The sequence below is a fragment of the Phocoenobacter atlanticus subsp. cyclopteri genome, from assembly GCF_018343795.1.
Lineage (GTDB): Bacteria > Pseudomonadota > Gammaproteobacteria > Enterobacterales > Pasteurellaceae > Phocoenobacter > Phocoenobacter atlanticus.
Window position 1 is genome coordinate 464,294 of the sequence record NZ_CP074346.1, and the last position, 17,865, is coordinate 482,158.

14 protein-coding genes are annotated in these 17,865 nt (G+C 33.3%); all 14 read left to right on the forward strand.

The genetic code is table 11. The features are described 5' to 3' along the window. The first annotated feature begins 105 nt into the window (after nucleotides 1-105). On the forward strand, nucleotides 106-2,469 hold the full coding sequence (locus tag KGI96_RS02140; RefSeq protein WP_229577204.1) for a TonB-dependent receptor plug domain-containing protein: 2,364 nt from the start codon (nucleotides 106-108) through the stop codon (nucleotides 2,467-2,469). 58 nt (nucleotides 2,470-2,527) lie between these two features. Further along, complete coding sequence (locus KGI96_RS02145) at nucleotides 2,528-5,326, forward strand: M16 family metallopeptidase (RefSeq protein WP_229577206.1); 2,799 nt, start codon at nucleotides 2,528-2,530, stop codon at nucleotides 5,324-5,326. Between the two features lie 30 nt (nucleotides 5,327-5,356). After that, entirely contained in the window at nucleotides 5,357-6,325 is a 969-nt protein-coding gene (locus tag KGI96_RS02150; protein WP_211598474.1) for a putative transporter, read from the forward strand. A gap of 72 nt (nucleotides 6,326-6,397) precedes the next feature. Then, complete coding sequence (locus KGI96_RS02155; RefSeq protein ID WP_211598472.1) at nucleotides 6,398-6,730, forward strand: DUF1904 domain-containing protein; 333 nt, start codon at nucleotides 6,398-6,400, stop codon at nucleotides 6,728-6,730. A gap of 149 nt (nucleotides 6,731-6,879) precedes the next feature. Continuing rightward, nucleotides 6,880-8,241 carry an argininosuccinate lyase gene (gene argH, locus KGI96_RS02160; protein ID WP_211598470.1) on the forward strand — a complete coding sequence of 454 codons (1,362 nt, stop codon included), beginning with the start codon at nucleotides 6,880-6,882 and terminating at the stop codon, nucleotides 8,239-8,241. A 135-nt stretch (nucleotides 8,242-8,376) separates the two neighbouring features. Continuing rightward, the gene (locus KGI96_RS02165) at nucleotides 8,377-9,429 is read left to right on the forward strand and encodes an NAD(P)-dependent alcohol dehydrogenase (RefSeq protein WP_211598468.1); all 1,053 of its coding nucleotides are present in this window, start codon (nucleotides 8,377-8,379) and stop codon (nucleotides 9,427-9,429) included. A gap of 288 nt (nucleotides 9,430-9,717) precedes the next feature. Continuing rightward, nucleotides 9,718-10,650 carry a GTP-binding protein gene (locus KGI96_RS02170; RefSeq protein ID WP_211598466.1) on the forward strand — a complete coding sequence of 311 codons (933 nt, stop codon included), beginning with the start codon at nucleotides 9,718-9,720 and terminating at the stop codon, nucleotides 10,648-10,650. A 65-nt stretch (nucleotides 10,651-10,715) separates the two neighbouring features. Beyond that, nucleotides 10,716-11,513, forward strand: coding sequence for a 3'(2'),5'-bisphosphate nucleotidase CysQ (cysQ, locus tag KGI96_RS02175; protein ID WP_211598464.1), 798 nt, complete (start codon nucleotides 10,716-10,718; stop codon nucleotides 11,511-11,513). 66 nt (nucleotides 11,514-11,579) lie between these two features. Further along, nucleotides 11,580-13,064, forward strand: a complete 1,485-nt coding sequence (gene zwf / locus KGI96_RS02180) for a glucose-6-phosphate dehydrogenase (RefSeq protein WP_211598462.1) — start codon at nucleotides 11,580-11,582, stop codon at nucleotides 13,062-13,064. 5 nt (nucleotides 13,065-13,069) lie between these two features. Next, complete coding sequence (gene pgl / locus KGI96_RS02185) at nucleotides 13,070-13,771, forward strand: 6-phosphogluconolactonase (RefSeq protein WP_211598460.1); 702 nt, start codon at nucleotides 13,070-13,072, stop codon at nucleotides 13,769-13,771. 125 nt (nucleotides 13,772-13,896) lie between these two features. Next, nucleotides 13,897-14,604 (forward strand): hypothetical protein, encoded by a 708-nt coding sequence (locus KGI96_RS02190; protein WP_211598458.1) that lies wholly within the window; start codon nucleotides 13,897-13,899, stop codon nucleotides 14,602-14,604. Between the two features lie 55 nt (nucleotides 14,605-14,659). Beyond that, nucleotides 14,660-15,394: a hypothetical protein gene (locus KGI96_RS02195; protein ID WP_211598456.1), complete on the forward strand. Its 735-nt coding sequence runs from the start codon at nucleotides 14,660-14,662 to the stop codon at nucleotides 15,392-15,394. Between the two features lie 323 nt (nucleotides 15,395-15,717). Next, on the forward strand, nucleotides 15,718-16,185 hold the full coding sequence (locus KGI96_RS02200) for a hypothetical protein (protein ID WP_213156530.1): 468 nt from the start codon (nucleotides 15,718-15,720) through the stop codon (nucleotides 16,183-16,185). 123 nt (nucleotides 16,186-16,308) lie between these two features. Beyond that, nucleotides 16,309-17,757 carry a decarboxylating NADP(+)-dependent phosphogluconate dehydrogenase gene (gene gnd / locus KGI96_RS02205; RefSeq protein ID WP_211598452.1) on the forward strand — a complete coding sequence of 483 codons (1,449 nt, stop codon included), beginning with the start codon at nucleotides 16,309-16,311 and terminating at the stop codon, nucleotides 17,755-17,757. The last annotated feature ends 108 nt before the right edge of the window (nucleotides 17,758-17,865 follow it).

Below are 17,865 nucleotides of genomic sequence, written 5' to 3' on the forward strand. Positions count from 1 at the left end.
ATATTAAAGCATTACAGTTGAAACTGGATGATTATTAATCATAGACTTTTTTATGCTTTTTGTTTAAAATACAAATCGTTATTATTTTTAAACAAAGGGGCTAATGTGAAAAAACTTCATAAATCAATTATTTTAACAAGTACGGTGGCTGTTGCATTACCTGTGTATGCAGATAATGTGGAACAATCAACAATCAACAATCAACAATTAGTAGAAAATAAACTGTCAGAAGTGGTGGTTTACGGACAACAAAATACAGGACTTTCTTCAACCCAAAAAATTACCAGTAAAGAGATTGCAAAAACACCCGTTTCAAATGGGAATATCTCTGATTATTTAAAATCTAATTCACATATTCGTTTTGAAAATAGTGATGAAACAAGTTTAATGCGTGGTGAAATCAAACCAGCTGAAATTTCTATCAATGGTGCTGAGGAATCTCAAACTAGTTATTATGTTGATAATGTAAATATTAATAATGATTTGGGAAAAGCGGGTGAACAAATTTTTGATGGTTCAATGGCTCAATATCCAAATATTAGTAATCCTCAAGCTTATTTTTTTGATGCAAATTTATTATCTTCTATAGTTGTTCACGACAGTAATGTTTCTGCTAGTTTGGGTGGTTTTTCTGGTGGGGCTGTTGTTGCTAAAACAAAATATTATGATGGTAAAGATCGAGTAAAACTACGTTATCGTACTTCGCGCTCACAATGGGCTAAATTTGATGTAGATAGTGATTTAGCAGATAGATTTTCAAAAGCAACACCAGTAGGATTTGTTGCTGAATTCCAACCAAAGTATGATAAAAACTTTTTTAGTCTTTCTGCTGAAAAATCTTTAACTGATAATTTAGGTGTTGTATTTGGTGTGAGCCGAAGAACTGCTAATATTCAACAAGCAAAAATAATGTCTGTAGATAAAAAGACAGGAAATATTTCATACGGTAATGAAAATAATACTCGTCGTTCAGATAATTTGTTAACTAATTTTAATTATAGGTTATCAGATAATGATCGTTTTGAATTAGGATTAAGATATTCTAATTATAAAGAGAGTAAATATCTTGCAGATATTTTTAATAGTGATGTTGATGACTATCATAAAGCCTATGGTGCTACGTTTGCTTGGGTTCATGGATTTAATAAAGGTGTTTTAACTTCGACACTTGCTTATGATTATTTTAGTGATAAACGTGAATCGAGTGCAACACATTTAGATCAAACAATTTATGATGGATATGAAATATCTAAAGGGGGAATGGGAAATAGTAAATTAACTCAAAATAACCTTCATTATTCAATGGAATATGCGGTGAATCCTTTTGATTTGGGTAATGTTTCTCACTCCATTTCAGTAGGTGGTTTATATCAATCTACACATTATAAATATAATCGTAAACAAGATGCTTCTGCATCTATGAAAATGATAATGGACTTTGGATTCGGTCCATTTGAAATGGATATGGGATCTAATAACGTTTTCAAAGGAACAGTAAAAACGAAATATCAAAACTTATCACTTTATGCTGAAGATTTAATTAAAGTAGGTAATTTTGATTTTAGACCAGGTATCCGTATTGAGCGTGATGATTTCTTAAAAAATACCAATATTGCGCCACGTTTTGTTGCAAATTGGTCACCACTTGAAACAACCTCAATGAGCTTAGGTTTAAACCGCTATTATGGGCGTAGCTTTGCAGCAATGAAGTTAGCACAGGGTATTTTTAAGCTAGATAATGTTTCACCTAATCGCTATAGTGATACCAAATCATTTAAAACACCTTATTCTGATGAGCTGAGTTTAGGCTTTAATCAACAATATAAAAATGTGATGTTTAATGCAGGTTTTATTCATAGAAAAAATAAAGATCGTATTGTATTATCAAAAAATTGTGTTGATGGATCAGATCGTTGCTATGTAAAAGGTGATGATTATGGTGTTAATGTTTATACTTTACAAATTTCTAATTTAGATGCTTGGAAGTTAGGAAAAACTTATTGGAATACTTCACTTGGTATTGATTGGTTAGATGTTGATGCCCTTGATTATGCTCAAACAGACTTAAATAAACCAGTAATACTTGATGGTAAATCAATGTCTTATGGTGATATGAGACGTAAAATCAATAATAATCGTGAAAATTGGACGGTTCGTTTCGGTTTGGATATGACTATCCCTGATTATAGTATCGATTGGAGAAATAAACTTTATATTAAGGCACCAATTAAAGGTGTGAATGAAACAAATGTTGATGATGTTTACACAAGCTTTGATTATGGTACTCATGTTCAATGGGATACCAGTGTTCGTTGGTCACCTAAATTTGGTAAACATAGCCCTTATGTAAAATTTGACGTACTTAATGTTTTAAATAAAACGAGAAAAGGAATGACAAGCAGAGGCATTAATAATGGTTTCTATACTGCTGGTCGTGAATTCTGGCTTGAATTAGGCTATGAATTTTAATTAACCTTTAAATATCAATTATATAGGGCAAATTATTGCCCTTTTTTAGTTAGTGATAATGATGAAAAAAATATTATTTATATGTGCTATTTTTTTATTAAATAGCTGTGGGGTTTCTCATTTTAACCCCGCTGAGAAATTGTCTTTTAATGAGAAAGTTACAAAAGGGACATTAGAAAATGGTCTGCGTTATTATGTGTTAAAAAATACCTTGCCCAAAGATAAAGTTTACCTTCGGTTGGTGGTCAATGCAGGATCATTAAATGAAGATGATGATCAAAAAGGGGTTGCTCATTTAGTTGAGCATTTAGCATTTAATGGCTCTAAGAAATTCCCTAAAAATCAGATTATTGATATTTTAGAAAAACTGGGAATGAAATTTGCCAGAGATATCAATGCGTTCACTGATTTTGAAAATACGGTTTATACGCTCAATTTAGCGAAAAATAATGAAAAAAATCTCGATCTTGCCTTAGATGTTGTGAATGAATGGATACATAATTTGACTATTTTGCCAGAAGATTTAGATGCAGAGCGTGGCGTTGTGTTAGAAGAATGGCGAGCAAGATTAAGCCCAATGTTGCGTTTAGGGAATAAAAAAAGTTTAGTCGAAATGGCACATTCTCGTTATGTTAAAAGAGATCCAATTGGAGATGTGAACATCATTAGACATATTTCTCAACAGCGAGTTTATGATTTTTATAAAAAATGGTATCGCCCTGATAATATGTCCTTAATCATTGTAGGCGATATTGATCCAGCCCAAGTGGTCAATTTAATTAAGCAAAAGCTAAAAGAAAAAACAACGGCTAAAACGTCGTTGCCAAAAATAGATTATCGAGTTCCCGTGATTGAAAAATGGCGTGTAGCGACAGTGTCTGAAAAACAAATGAACACACCAAGTATTGAATTTGGTCTTTTTAAAGAGTTAAGAAATCAAGATACTGTTGCGGAATATAAACAGGAATTATTGCAACAAATAGCGATACGTTTAACTAACCTTCGTTTACAAAAATGGGAAAAAACCAATAAAAACCAAATTGAATCGGCAAATTTATATCAAAATTATTTAGGTCGAGAAACATTGGAATGGGTTTTTAACCTTCAATTAAAAAATAATAAAATTGCAAAAAATGATTATTTAACAACCGCTTCAATCTTATTTAATTTTATTGCGGAAATAAATCAAAATGGCTTTGAGCAAGCTGAATTTGATAGTGAAGTAAAACGTATTAAAAAGTTAAATGAAACGGAAAAAGGGATTGAAATTAATAGTTTAAATCTCGCTGATGATTTATTGATTTCAGCAGCAACTGATCAAGTGAATTTATCTCAGCAATATAAATACCAATTAAACAAAAAGTTATTAAATGAAATAACGTTGAATGAAGTCAATCAAGTTATTCAACAGTGGGTAAAATTAAAAGCTAAATTATTACTGGTTACACAACCCTTTAAAAAAATGTCGTTTAATTTTGATGTAAAAGAAGTTGAGGCTTTATGGGAAAAGGCGTTAGGACAATCTCAATCACACTGGAATAGTAACCCCCAAAAAGCACATATTATTTCATTTAAAGAGCAGAAATTGGCTTTAACACAAGGCAATATCAGTATGCTTAATCATTGGAATGATATGGATATAACCGAGTATCAGTTAGAAAATGGCAGCAAGCTGGTTTATTATTATAGTGATAAAAATCCACAAAAAGTTCATTTTAGTGCGATTACCACTGGCGGATTACGTTCTGTACCAGAAAAGGATTATCAGTTATTAAAAGCAGCTACGACAATGGTTGATGACACTGGCATTGGAAAATTTTCACAAGATTATTTAACTAAACAATTTGGTAATAATCCGATTGCATTTATGACGGTGATTGATGAAGCAAAACAAGGTTTTACCAGCATTTCCAAAAGCGATAATTTAGAAAATATTTTAAAATTATTTCGATTTAGATTGCAAGCAAGCCCAATCTCTAAGGTGGTTTTAAAAAAATATCAATATGATATGCAAAGCTATTTTGCAGACCAAGATAAAGAAAGTGAATTTGCTTATCAAGTGTCAAAATTACGCTATCCAAACCGAGAAACGGTTTATACTAAAAAACCGTCTCATTTTAATAGCTTGAAATCAGATGTTTTATCAAAACTTTATCAAAAGTATATTTTGAATAAAACAGATTTTACCTATTTTATCGTAGGCGATATCGATCAAAAAACCGTTGAAAAATTAGCGAAGAAATATTTAGCCACTGTACCGATGGTTAAAATAAATCGTCCGCTTAAACCTTTACTTATCAATAGTCCAAGCAAGGATTTTATATTAAAAGGTTTAAATGAGCCGAGAGCAGAAGTGGATATTTATTTAACGACGAACAACCGCTATAACCCTGAAAATGAGTATTTATTGGATATTTTGGGCGATATGTTGCAAGAAGAGTTGCGTTTAAATTTAAGGGAAAAAGCTTCTGGGGTTTATTCTGTCACAAGTTGGTTCTCGCAAGCCCCTTATTCATCGCAAATTGAAGGCAAAATCAGTTTTAGTTGTGCACCATCAAGAGTAAATGAATTAAAGCAAATGAGCCATAAAATATTAGATGATTTTCTTAACAATGGCATTGATCGAGAATTATTTTTCAAAAAACTTGCTGAAAAAAGAAACAGCTTAAAGAATGAATATAATTCATTGCTAATGGTACTAAATATGATTGAAGAAAGTTATTTAGTCACAAATAGTCCAAATTTATTGTATCGAGTAACAAGGCTTGAACACATTGTTACTCAACAAAAGTTAGAGCAATTAGCAACGAAAGTGCTTAAAAACTCAGTGCGGTTTAACACTATCTTAACCCATTAGTATTTTTATTTTTTATATGAGATTTTTATAATGTTTAAATCCTTTTTTCTAGACAAAAAATATTTACCTTGGTCTGTTTTAGGAAGTATTTTTTTATTGGCGGCAAGTTGGTATCAAGTTAGCGTTCAAGTATTGATAAATGAATGGTATGGCGAGTTTTTTGATACTATTCAAGATGTGCTAACTAAACCCAATTCAGTGCCATTATCTGATGTAATGCTCGAAATATTTTCCTACATTAAAATTGCTGGTATTTATATTATTTTTTCTGTGGTAGTAGAATTTATTACCAGACATTACGTATTCCGTTGGCGTACTGCAATGAATGATTATTATATGTCTCATTGGGATAAATTACGCCATATTGAAGGGGCTTCACAGCGTATTCAAGAAGATACGATGCGTTTTGCTAAAATTGTTGAATCACTCGGCATTAGTTTTATCAACTCTTTAATGACACTGTTTGCTTTTCTTCCATTACTTTGGGAATTAAGCAAAAAAATCACAACTTACCCTCTAATTGGTGAAGTCAGTCACGGTTTGATTTATGTGGCAATTTTATTTTCTCTGGGCGGAACGCTATTGCTTGCGTTAGTCGGTATTAAATTACCGGGTTTAGAGTTTAATAATCAAAAAGTGGAAGCTGCTTATCGTAAAGAATTGGTTTATGGCGAAGACGATCCTAATCGAGCTGATCCTGTTACCGTTAAAAATTTATATAAAGATGTGCGTAAGAACTATTTTAAACTATATTGGAATTATTTTTATTTTGATATGGCGAAATGGTCGTATATTCAGTTTGATGTAATGGTACCTTACATCGTGCTTGCTCCTACTATTGTAGCGGGTGTGATTACATTAGGTGTATTTAAACAAATTACTCGTGCATTTAATCAAGTGGAAGGTTCATTCCAATTCTTTGTTTATTCGTGGGGATCGGTCGTTGAGTTAATGTCGATCAGAAAACGTTTAAAAGCCTTTGAAGAAAATATTCACTAAATGTATTAAGAAATAGGCAAATTTGAAATATAATGACGGAACTATTTTATAAAATCCCAAAGGAGCAAAACGATGCCACATTTAAAAATTCGTGGAATTGAGAAAAATTTAATTGTTGAAAACAGCAAAGAAATCATTGATGGTTTAACGGAAATCATTGGTTGCGATCGTGATTGGTTTACCTTAGAGCATTATCCAACCGAGTATATTTTTGATGGAAAAATCGTTGAAGGCTTTACCTTTATTGAGCTTTATTGGTTTGATCGAGGCGAAGAAGTGAAAAAGCAGACGGCTGATTTTCTGACTAAATTGATTAAACGTATTAACAATAACAAAGACTGCACTATAATTTTCTTCCCTCTAACAGGAGATAATTATTGTGAAAATGGTGAGTTTTTTGGGTAAATACTAAACTTGTAGGCGGTATGATCTTGTTAAGATTTTACTACTTTATTTGATAAAAAAATAATGTAATATTGTAATTGACTAAAAAGAAAAGCAACTATATGAAAATTTGCTTTTAAATTAATTTAATAAAAAATAAAGGAAAAATTATGGCACTTTGGGGTGGACGTTTTAGTGAATCAGCAGATCAACGGTTTAAACTTTTTAACGATTCTTTGTGTTTTGATTATCGTTTAGGGTTGCAAGATATTGAAGGCTCGATTGGTTGGGCAAAGGCGATTGCATCAGTGGGCATTATTACCAAAGAGGAAGAACAGAAATTAATTCAAGCACTACAAGAATTACACACTGAATTAGCACCAAATTTGAAGGTGATTTTACAAGATGATAATGAAGATATTCATAGTTGGGTAGAGTCAAAACTGATTGAAAAATTAGGTGATTTGGGTAAAAAATTGCATACAGGACGAAGCCGTAATGACCAAGTGGCGTTAGATATTAAATTATGGTGCAAAGCTCAAGTTAAATTATTGCAACATAGCATTCGTAGTTTACAACAAAAATTAGTCACAACTGCAAAAAATCATCAAAATGCAGTAATGCCGGGTTATACCCATTTACAACGTGCCCAGCCTGTGACTTTTGCTCATTGGTGTTTAGCCTATTATGAAATGTTGGCACGTGATTATTCTCGTTTAGAAGATGCTTATAATAGAATGAATACTTGCCCGTTAGGTTGTGGAGCATTGGCGGGGACTGCGTATCCGATTGATCGTGAAAAATTGGCACAGGATTTAGGCTTTGCAAGTGCAACAAATAATAGTTTAGACAGTGTATCGGATCGTGATCATATTTTAGAATTACTTGCTGTTGCCTCTATTAGTATGGTACACCTTTCACGTTTTTCAGAAGATTTAATTATTTTTAACAGCGGTGAAGCCAACTTTATTGAATTAGCCGATCGAGTTACTTCAGGCTCTTCACTTATGCCACAAAAGAAAAATCCTGATGCTTGCGAGCTTATTCGTGGTAAAACAGGGCGAGTTATTGGAGCATTAACAGGGTTGTTAACAACAATTAAAGGGTTGCCTCTTGCTTATAATAAAGATATGCAGGAAGATAAAGAGGGTATTTTTGATACTGTTGATACGTGGCTTGCTTGTTTAGATATGGCAGCTTTAGTGTTAGACGATATTAAAATTAATACTGAACGAACATTAGAAGCAGCAAAACAAGGCTATGCCAATGCCACAGAATTAGCGGATTATCTAGTCGCCAAAGGTATTCCTTTCCGTGAGGCTCACCATATTGTTGGGGAAGCGGTGGTTTATGCTATAAAAAATGCAAAAGCATTAGAGGAATTAACCCTTGATGAATTTCAACAATTTCATACCGTGATTGCTGATGATGTCTATCCCATTCTTTCTATTGAGTCTTGTTTAGAAAAACGCTGTGCGAAAGGTGGTGTTAATTCTCAACGTATTGCAGAAGCTATTGAAAAAGCGATTTAAAAAAGTAAAAATTATTAACATTTTTAACCAAATTTTTACGCCAAATGGAGTAAAAAAAAACGTGATTTGGTTTTCCAAAAGAGTATAATTCGTATTAGTAATTATTTTTAATATTAACTTTATAGGAGAACTAAAATGAAAGGTTTTGCAATGTTAAAAATTGGTGAAACTGGTTGGATTGAGAAAGAGGCACCAAAATGTGGTCCTATGGATGCAATCGTTCGCCCTTTGGCAGTGTCGCCTTGTAGCTCAGATATCCATACCGTATGGGAAGGTGCTATTGGTGAAAGAGAGAATATGATTCTCGGTCACGAAGCCTGTGGTGTGGTAGAGGAAGTTGGTGAGTTAGTTAAAGATTTCAAACCGGGTGATCGTGTAATGGTTGCTGCAATTACGCCAGATTGGGGAACGGTGGAAGCACAAGGTGGTTTCCCTATGCACTCTGGTGGAATGCTTTCAGGATGGAAATTCTCAAACTTTAAAGATGGCGTATTTGGTGAATTATTCCACGTAAACCACGCAGATGCTAACCTTGCTCACTTACCCGATTCAATTCCTCCAGAAGAAGCGTGTATGTTATCAGATATGGTGCCAACAGGTTTTCACGGTGTTGAACTTGCTGATGTTCAGTTTGGTGATGTAGTATTAGTTGTAGGTATTGGACCAGTTGGTCTAATGGCTGTAGCAGGAGCTGCATTAAGAGGTGCTTCACGTATTATTTGTGTAGGTACTCGTGAAAATTGTAGAAAAGCTGCAAAAGGTTATGGTGCAACTGATTTTATCGGTTATCACGAGCCAATTGATGAGCAAGTAATGAAAATGACGAATGGTAAAGGTGTCGATAAAGCTATTATTGCTGGTGGTACAGTTGATACTTTTGCACCAATTATCAATGTGTTAAAACCGGGTGGTAAAATCGGTAACGTAAACTACTTAGGTCGTGGTGCAAGCATTAATATTCCACGTGAAACTTGGGGTGTAGGTATGGGTCATAAACAAATCAATGGAGGTTTAATGCCAGGGGGACGTTTACGTCTTGAAAAATTAGCCAGCTTAATTGAATGTGGTAAATTAGATGTTAAACCATTATTAACCCATAAATTCAAAGGCTTTGAACACGTTGAAGAAGCATTGCTATTAATGAAAGATAAACCAGCAGATTTAATTAAACCTGTGGTTGTTTTATAGTTTAATAGCAACTTATAAGCCATTATTCTTATATAAGAGTACGGTTGTGAATGTAATGAGAGCAACCGTGCTTTTTTATTTGTAAAAATAAGTAGGGGCGGCATTAGCAAACTTGTTTGCGTATATCCGCCCGTTGCTTGATATCAAATCTGCTCAAAATACAATAAAATTAAAAAGGATAAGATCCAAATAAAATAATTTTATCCAATGTATTCGGGAGCATATACGCAAACAAGTTTGCTAATGCTCCCCTACGATTCTATTTAAAGATACTCTTAGGTCAATTAAATGAAAATACTCGTTATTTCAGGATTTTTAGGTGCAGGTAAAACCTCTTTCATTAAAGATATGGTCAAACAAACTGGTCGTCAGTTCGTGATTTTAGAAAATGAATTTGGTGAACTCGGGTTAGATGGTGAACTGCTAAAACAAGAGCAAAGCCAAAATAAAGACGTAGATATGAAAGTTTGGGAATTAACCGAAGGCTGTATCTGTTGCTCGTTAAATTTAGATTTTAGTTATTCGGTTCTCACTATTGCAAACACCCTTAACCCAGATTATTTATTGATTGAGCCAAGTGGTGTGGCAATGCCAAGTAAAATTCTTGAACAGCTTAATCGTATTGTCTATGAGGATATTTCTCTTGTTGCCCCGATTACCATTGTCGATGGTCGTCACTATCAAGAGAGTAAACAACATTTTCCTGAGTATTTTCAAGATCAGCTTAATACAGCAGGCACGGTCGTTGTCAGTAAATCAGAAACTTTTTCAAAAAGTGATTTTGAAGCGGTAAGATCTTCATTAAAATTTACAAATAATGTGGAATTTTTTGATTCACATTATAGTACTTGGAATAAAGAAAACTGGCTTTCACTATTAGAAAAAGGTATTGAAATTCAACAAAAAGAGAATAAAGTAAATTATCGTTTTTTTCGTCAAGAAGATGCAAAAGTCGATCCATTGGAAAATATCAGTTTCTCGTCTCATAATATTCAGAATATTGACCAACTTGCAGATAGATTATTTTGGCTTACCACAGGGCTATGTGGAAAAATTGCACGAGTAAACGGCTATGCTGAAATTGCAGATGTTTGGATGAAATTTGATATAGTGGAAAGTCAATATACCATTACTGGTTGTGAATCAATGCCAGATGAACGTATTGTGGTAATAGGTCAGCAATTAAATAGAGATGTTATTCAGCAGTTATTTATAAGTTAATTTTTTGCAAAAAATAGTTTACAATCACACTATTCCCCAAATTTATACTAAAGAAGGAGTAGATAATGCAGCAATTGAACCAATCTCTTTTAGATATTGTGTATCAAGCTGGTCGTCATTTAGCAGAGTTTTATACAAAATCTGTGGAAATAACGATAAAGCCAGATAGTAGCCCCGTGACTGAAGCCGATCTATTCCTTAGTAAATTTTTAATTGAAGAATTATCCAAACTTACCCCAAATATTCCCATCTTATCTGAAGAAAATTGTCAATATCCCCTTTCTGAACGTGAAAAATGGAATGAATATTGGATAGTCGATCCCCTTGATGGCACACAACAATTTATTGATAGAACAGACCATTTTTCGATAATGATAGCATTAGTGCGTCACAATAAACCTGTTTTAGGGATTATTCACGCCCCTATTTTGGATAAAACTTATTATGCAATGGAAAATCAAGGGGCTTTTTTAATTGAAAAAGGTGAAGCTCATCGTTTAGAAAAAAATTGCAAAAAGTTGGAAAGATCTGACCGCTTAATTATTGCTGTAGGAAGTGGAAAACACACCAAAATAAAAAATAGCATTCAACATACTTTTGAATTTTTACGCTGTGGTTCTAGCAGTTTAAAAGCAGGATTGGTTGCAGAAGGAAAAGCAGATTGTTATATAAGTTTTGGTAAAACAGGGGAATGGGACACCGCAGCGGCAGAGGTTATCCTTTCTGAAGTTGGCGGTGAAATTTATAATCTTAATTTTGAACCTTTAACCTATAATCAACGGGAAACCCTTATTAATCCTCCTTTTTTAATGGTAGGAAATAAAAAAATAAATTGGCAAAAAATGTATCAGTTTAATAGTTAATATCAACTAATCATTTTTATAAAAGTATGTCATAGTAGCTGAAAATAAACATAGTCGAGGTAAATAATGAAAGCAGATAATAATTGTATTGTAATCTTTGGTGCATCAGGAGATTTAACCTACCGTAAATTGATACCAGCACTTTATGATTTATATAAAGTCGGGCAGTTAACAGAAAACTTTTCTGTTTTAGGGGTAGCACGTAGTGACTTTTGTGATGAAACATTTCGAGAAAAAATGTATGGCGCGTTAATTGAAGCAGGGCATACAAGCGGTGAGATGTTAGATAATTTTTGCAAACATCTTTATTATCAATCGGTTAATACTTCTGATGTAGTAGATTATGCCAAACTTATTCCTCGTTTGGATGATCTTCATCAGCGTTATCAAACGGAAGGAAATACCCTTTATTATCTTTCAACTCCGCCAAGTTTATATGGCATTATTCCCGAATGTCTCGCTGCTCACGGTTTAAATAGCGAACAGAATGGTTGGAAACGTTTAATTGTTGAAAAGCCTTTTGGTTATGATATCCATACTGCAAAAGAGTTAGATATTCAAATTCATCATTATTTTGAAGAACATCAAATTTATCGTATCGATCACTATTTAGGCAAAGAAACCGTCCAAAATCTATTAGTATTACGTTTCTCAAATGGCTTATTTGAACCTCTTTGGAACAGAAATTTTATTGATTATATTGAAATTACAGGGGCAGAAACTATTGGCGTGGGTGATCGTGGTGGCTATTATGATGGTTCAGGTGCAATGCGAGATATGTTCCAAAACCATTTATTACAAGTATTAGCAATGGTTGCAATGGAACCTCCAGCAATTATTAACGCAAATTCAATGCGTGATGAAGTCGCAAAAGTTTTACACTGTTTACACCCATTAAGTGAAGAAGCCGTGAAGCATAATTTAGTTTTAGGGCAATATACTCGAGCAGAAATTAACGGCAAGCAAGTAAAAGGCTACTTGGAAGAAAAAGGTGTTCCTGCAGATTCAAATACAGAAACCTATATGGCATTACGCTGTGAAATTGATAACTGGCGTTGGGCAGGAGTGCCTTTTTATGTGCGTTCAGGAAAAATGTTACCAGCACGTGTAACAGAAGTGGTCATTCACTTTAAAACAACCCCTCATCCAGTATTTAGTCAAAATGCCCCTGATAATAAATTGATTATCCGCATTCAACCAGATGAAGGTGTGTCTATGCGTTTTGGCTTGAAAAAACCAGGTTCAGGGTTTGAGTCAAAAGAAGTTTCAATGGATTTCAGATATGCCGACTTAGCCTCACCAAACCTTTTAACCGCTTATGAACGTTTACTGTTAGATGCAATGAAAGGTGATGCGACCTTATTTGCTCGTACTGATGCTGTTCACGCATGTTGGAAATTCGTTGAGCCAATCTTAGCTTATAAAAAAGCAGGAGGACGAGTTTACGATTACGAAGCAGGTACTTGGGGACCAAAAGAAGCGGATCGTTTAATTGCCAAAGAAGGCAAAGTATGGCGTCGTCCATCAGGTAAAATGAAGAAAAAGGTATAACAGTAATGAATAAAATTATTTTTGATTCAGCCCAGCAAGCGGTAGAAAAGATCGCACAAGAATTTAAAGCATACAGTGAACAAGGCGAGCCTGTTCATATCTCGCTTTCAGGTGGAAGTACGCCAAAATTATTGTTTAAAATACTCGCTCAACCGCCTTATAACACCGAAATAAATTGGAAAAATTTACATTTTTGGTGGGGTGATGAGCGAATGGTTGAACCAACTGATCCTGAAAGTAATTATGGCGAAGTGCAAGCGTTGTTATTTGATCATATTGATATTCCTACTGAAAATATTCACCGTATTCAAGGGGAACAAGAAGTTCAAGCAGAGTTAATCCGCTTTGAACAAGAAATCACAGATTGCGTACCAAACCAAGAATTTGATTGGATTATTTTAGGAATGGGAACAGACGGACATACGGCTTCATTATTCCCAAATCAAACTGATTTTGATGATGAGCGTTTAGTAATAATTGCAGAACACCCTGAAACAAAACAATTACGCATTTCAAAAACAGCAAAATTGATTGAAAAAGCAAAACGAGTCACTTATCTTGTAACAGGACAGAGTAAAGCGGTTATCATTAAACAAATTTTTGCAGATGATCCAAAAGCACAAAATTATCCAGCGGCTAGAATTAAAGCGAGCAATGGAAATACCGAGTGGTATTTGGATAAGGAGGCTGGGGAGTTGTTGGGTTAAATAATCGTAGAGGCAAGGCATGCCTTGCCTATTATTGGTGTAACATTTTGTAAATGATATAAATGATATAAATGATATAAATGATATAAATGATATAAATGATATAAATGATATAAATGATATAAATGAAACAATTTTTAATAAGATTTTTTTACATACTAACAGAGCTTATTTTTGATATTTTCAAATATTTTTTAGGCGTTTTCATTTTAATCGCTACGTTGATTATTGGTTTACCTTGGATTTTTGATTTTTATAGATATTGCTCGGTAGTTAGTCAGTTTAATGATTTTCATAATGAGCATTATCAAGTTGTTTCTTCATTTATAAAGAGTAATGAAATATTACCATTATTAAATTATCGATTTAAAGAAATAGGCGTTTATCCTGATAGAAAGCTTTATTATTGTTATGTAGATTATTTTCAAATACCTAAGGAAACTTCACTTGAAAATTTAAGTTTGAATAATGCTGTTGATATTAAGTTAGATGATATTGATACTAAATTTCCTAATTGGGAGTGGTCACATTCTTGTATTGATTATCATAAATATGTTGCAGGGCACGGTAATTATAAAATTGATAATTCAATTTGGCTGCCATATCCATTTAGTTATGCAAAGATAGAACATACTTCGTATGAAGATCCTAATTTGCTGATAAAGGGAAATACTGAGAATGTGAATAAGGTAACACTAAGTACAGAGAATATTTCAAAAATTCTAGCATATTCTTTCGGTAATAATTTTTATAGAGCCTTAGTGTTATACCCAAAGCAACATATTATTAAAGTTGTAACAAGCTGTGATAGTAATAATTGTAGGGATTATTAAATTTGATATAAAGAAAGGTAAATGATCGAATTCGTTTAAAGAGAGTTAAAGTGCAATGAAAGAAGAAATAGTTAAGGAAGGAACATTTAGAGAAGGGTGTTGCCATGGAATGAAAATTTTAGGGTTGTTTTTTTTACTTTTTCTTATAATGTTCGGGGTAGTGCCGTTTGCACTTGTAGATATTACTGTACTTTTATCACGTGAAATAGCCCATAATATTAATAAATATTGGGATGTAAGCAGTAAATTTACAAAGTATGATTTAGAACATTATTCCTTTTTATCTTCTTCATTAAAAGAGCACTCAGAAGGATACATACAGCCATTATTAAAATATCGCTTTCAACGAAGTCGAAGTTATCATTTTTATTGTTATTCAACATTTTTTAAAGTACCTCAAGATATTGTATTTAACGATTTGAATTGGAAAAGTTTAACAGAAATAAAGGGTACGATAAATTATAAAAAATATAAGACTTATCATTCTGATTGTGCAGATCATTATCGATTGCTAGAACAACATGGAAGCCTTAGAATTAATGATAAAGCATGGTTACCTTTGCCATTTACTTATGCAAAAGTACCAAAACCAAATTGGAGGGGAAATTATCCTGATTTCAGTTTATTGATAAAAGGAAGTACTGAAAATATTAATTTAGTAAATTTACCTTCAGAAGATATTTCAAGGGTTTTTATATCATTACAAGACCCACCTTTTAGGGGAGTGGTTTTATATCCAAAACAGCATATTATTAAAGTTATAACAGGATGCCATAGTGGGAGTTGTTGATTTAATTAAAATTGGAAAAATATAAGTAGTTAGATTACTATAAAAATTGCATTAAATTTTAAATTATTTTATTAAAAAAATATTAAAGGAAGCAGAATAGTGCCAGAAGATTTAAAAAAATTATTTAGCAATATTTTGCCATATGTTCTGCTGTTATTTTAAGTATTTGCTTTTTACCTATTATTTTTATCATAGGATTGATTAGCTATGGGTTTCTTTCGAAATATTGGGGAGCAATAGAGACTTTTGAGTATTTTCATAACGAGCATTCTAAAATTGTTGCACTGTTAAAGAATAATGAAAATAATAAAATAGAGCCATTATTGAGTTACCGTTTTAAAGAACCTCATTTAGATGATGAGTATTTTGCTTGTTATGTTGATTTCTTTAGAGTACCAGAAAATATTGTGTTAGAAAATTTGTTGACTACAACTTTAAAAGAGATCAAGTTAGGAGAAGTTGAAAAGAAATTTCCAAATTGGATATTTGGAGAAAGCTGTATTGGTTATGCGGCTATTGGAAATAATATTGAAACATCTTGGCTATTACCACCTTTTAAATATGTCAAAGATATGAAGTGGAAATATTTTTATGAAGATCCTGATATATTAGTCAAGGGAAGTATGAAATATATTGATGTAGGTAAGTTGGCATCTAATAATATTTCAAGATTATTTGCTTCTTCTTATGGTCAGAATTCTTATAGAGGGTTAGCATATTATCCAAAGCAGAATATTATTAGGGTGGTTACAGGTTGTGAAATGGCAACAGATAATTGTGGAAATAATTAGGGTAAAAAGTTTTATATAAGATTTTTAATATCATCATTTATATAAAAATTTGTATGTAAGCATAGTAAACTATGTTTTTACGATAGAAAGATTTTAAATTAAAAAACAAAACGAGGAGCAAAAATGAAAGGCGATATCGGTGTTATTGGCTTAGCCGTAATGGGACAAAACCTAATTTTAAATATGAATGATCACGGTTTTAAAGTGGTGGCGTATAACCGTACTACTTCAAAAGTTGATGATTTCTTAAACAATGAAGCGAAAGGCACCAATATTATTGGTGCGTATTCTCTGCAAGATTTGGCGGATAAATTAGAAAAACCACGCCGCATTATGTTAATGGTGCGTGCGGGCGAAGTGGTTGATAAATTTATCGATAGCTTAGTACCATACTTAGATGAAGGTGATATTATCATTGATGGTGGTAACTCAAATTATCCTGATACAAACCGTCGTGTAGTAGCACTTCGTGAAAAAGGCATTCGTTTTATCGGAACTGGTGTTTCAGGTGGCGAAGAAGGGGCAAGATTTGGACCTTCAATTATGCCAGGTGGTCACGAAGAAGCTTGGCCATTTGTAAAACCTGTTTTACAAGCTATTTCAGCCAAAACGCCAGAAGGCGAACCTTGTTGTGACTGGGTTGGTCAAGACGGTGCTGGTCACTTTGTGAAAATGGTTCATAACGGTATTGAATATGGCGATATGCAGTTAATCTGTGAAGCGTATCAATTCTTAAAAGAAGGTGTAGGTTTATCGGATGATGAATTAGAAGCGACGTTCAATGAATGGCGAAAAACAGAATTAGACAGCTATTTAATTGATATTACAGCAGAAATCTTAGGTTATAAAGATGAAGATGGTAGCCGTTTAGTAGATAAAATTCTTGATACTGCGGGTCAAAAAGGAACAGGGAAATGGACAGGTATCAACGCATTAGACTTTGGTATTCCTTTAACTTTAATCACTGAATCTGTATTTGCTCGTTGTGTGTCTTCATTCAAAGAGCAACGTGTTGAAGCATCAAAATTATTCAACAAAACTGTTGGTAAAGTGGAAGGCGACAAAGCACAGTGGATTGAAGCGGTTCGTAAAGCATTATTAGCGTCAAAAATCATCTCTTACGCACAAGGCTTTATGTTGATTCGTCAAGCGTCAGAAGAATTTGGTTGGAATATCAATTACGGTAACACCGCATTATTATGGCGTGAAGGGTGTATTATTCGCAGTGCATTCTTAGGTAATATCCGTGACGCTTATGAAGCAAATCCTGATTTAATCTTCTTAGGCTCTGATAAATATTTCAAAGATATTTTAGAAAACAGCCAAGCAGACTGGCGTAAAGTGGTGGCGAAATCTATCGAAACAGGTATCCCTATGCCTTGTATGACATCTGCGATTACCTTCTTAGATGGTTACACTTCGGCACGTTTACCAGCAAACTTGTTACAAGCTCAACGTGACTACTTTGGGGCTCATACTTATGAGCGTATCGACAAAGCTCGTGGCGAATTTTTCCATACTAACTGGACAGGTCGTGGCGGAGATGTGGCTTCAACCACTTATGATGTGTAGTATTTCATTTTAATAAACTAAATATAGCGAGCAGAGAATAAATTTGCTCGCTTTTTTATAAATAATTAAAGTCGGTTTAAAGTAATACAAGCGGTATGATATTGATCA

Bases quoted from the DNA above. Each gene is read 5' to 3' on its own strand.
- KGI96_RS02145 (WP_229577206.1), top strand. From the start codon at position 2,528: ATGATGAAAAAAATATTATTTATATGTGCTATTTTTTTATTAAATAGC.
- KGI96_RS02150 (WP_211598474.1), top strand. From the start codon at position 5,357: ATGTTTAAATCCTTTTTTCTAGACAAAAAATATTTACCTTGGTCTGTT.
- KGI96_RS02155 (WP_211598472.1), top strand. From the start codon at position 6,398: ATGCCACATTTAAAAATTCGTGGAATTGAGAAAAATTTAATTGTTGAA.
- argH (WP_211598470.1), top strand. From the start codon at position 6,880: ATGGCACTTTGGGGTGGACGTTTTAGTGAATCAGCAGATCAACGGTTT.
- KGI96_RS02165 (WP_211598468.1), top strand. From the start codon at position 8,377: ATGAAAGGTTTTGCAATGTTAAAAATTGGTGAAACTGGTTGGATTGAG.
- KGI96_RS02170 (WP_211598466.1), top strand. From the start codon at position 9,718: ATGAAAATACTCGTTATTTCAGGATTTTTAGGTGCAGGTAAAACCTCT.
- cysQ (WP_211598464.1), top strand. From the start codon at position 10,716: ATGCAGCAATTGAACCAATCTCTTTTAGATATTGTGTATCAAGCTGGT.
- zwf (WP_211598462.1), top strand. From the start codon at position 11,580: ATGAAAGCAGATAATAATTGTATTGTAATCTTTGGTGCATCAGGAGAT.
- pgl (WP_211598460.1), top strand. From the start codon at position 13,070: ATGAATAAAATTATTTTTGATTCAGCCCAGCAAGCGGTAGAAAAGATC.
- KGI96_RS02190 (WP_211598458.1), top strand. From the start codon at position 13,897: ATGAAACAATTTTTAATAAGATTTTTTTACATACTAACAGAGCTTATT.
- KGI96_RS02195 (WP_211598456.1), top strand. From the start codon at position 14,660: ATGAAAGAAGAAATAGTTAAGGAAGGAACATTTAGAGAAGGGTGTTGC.
- gnd (WP_211598452.1), top strand. From the start codon at position 16,309: ATGAAAGGCGATATCGGTGTTATTGGCTTAGCCGTAATGGGACAAAAC.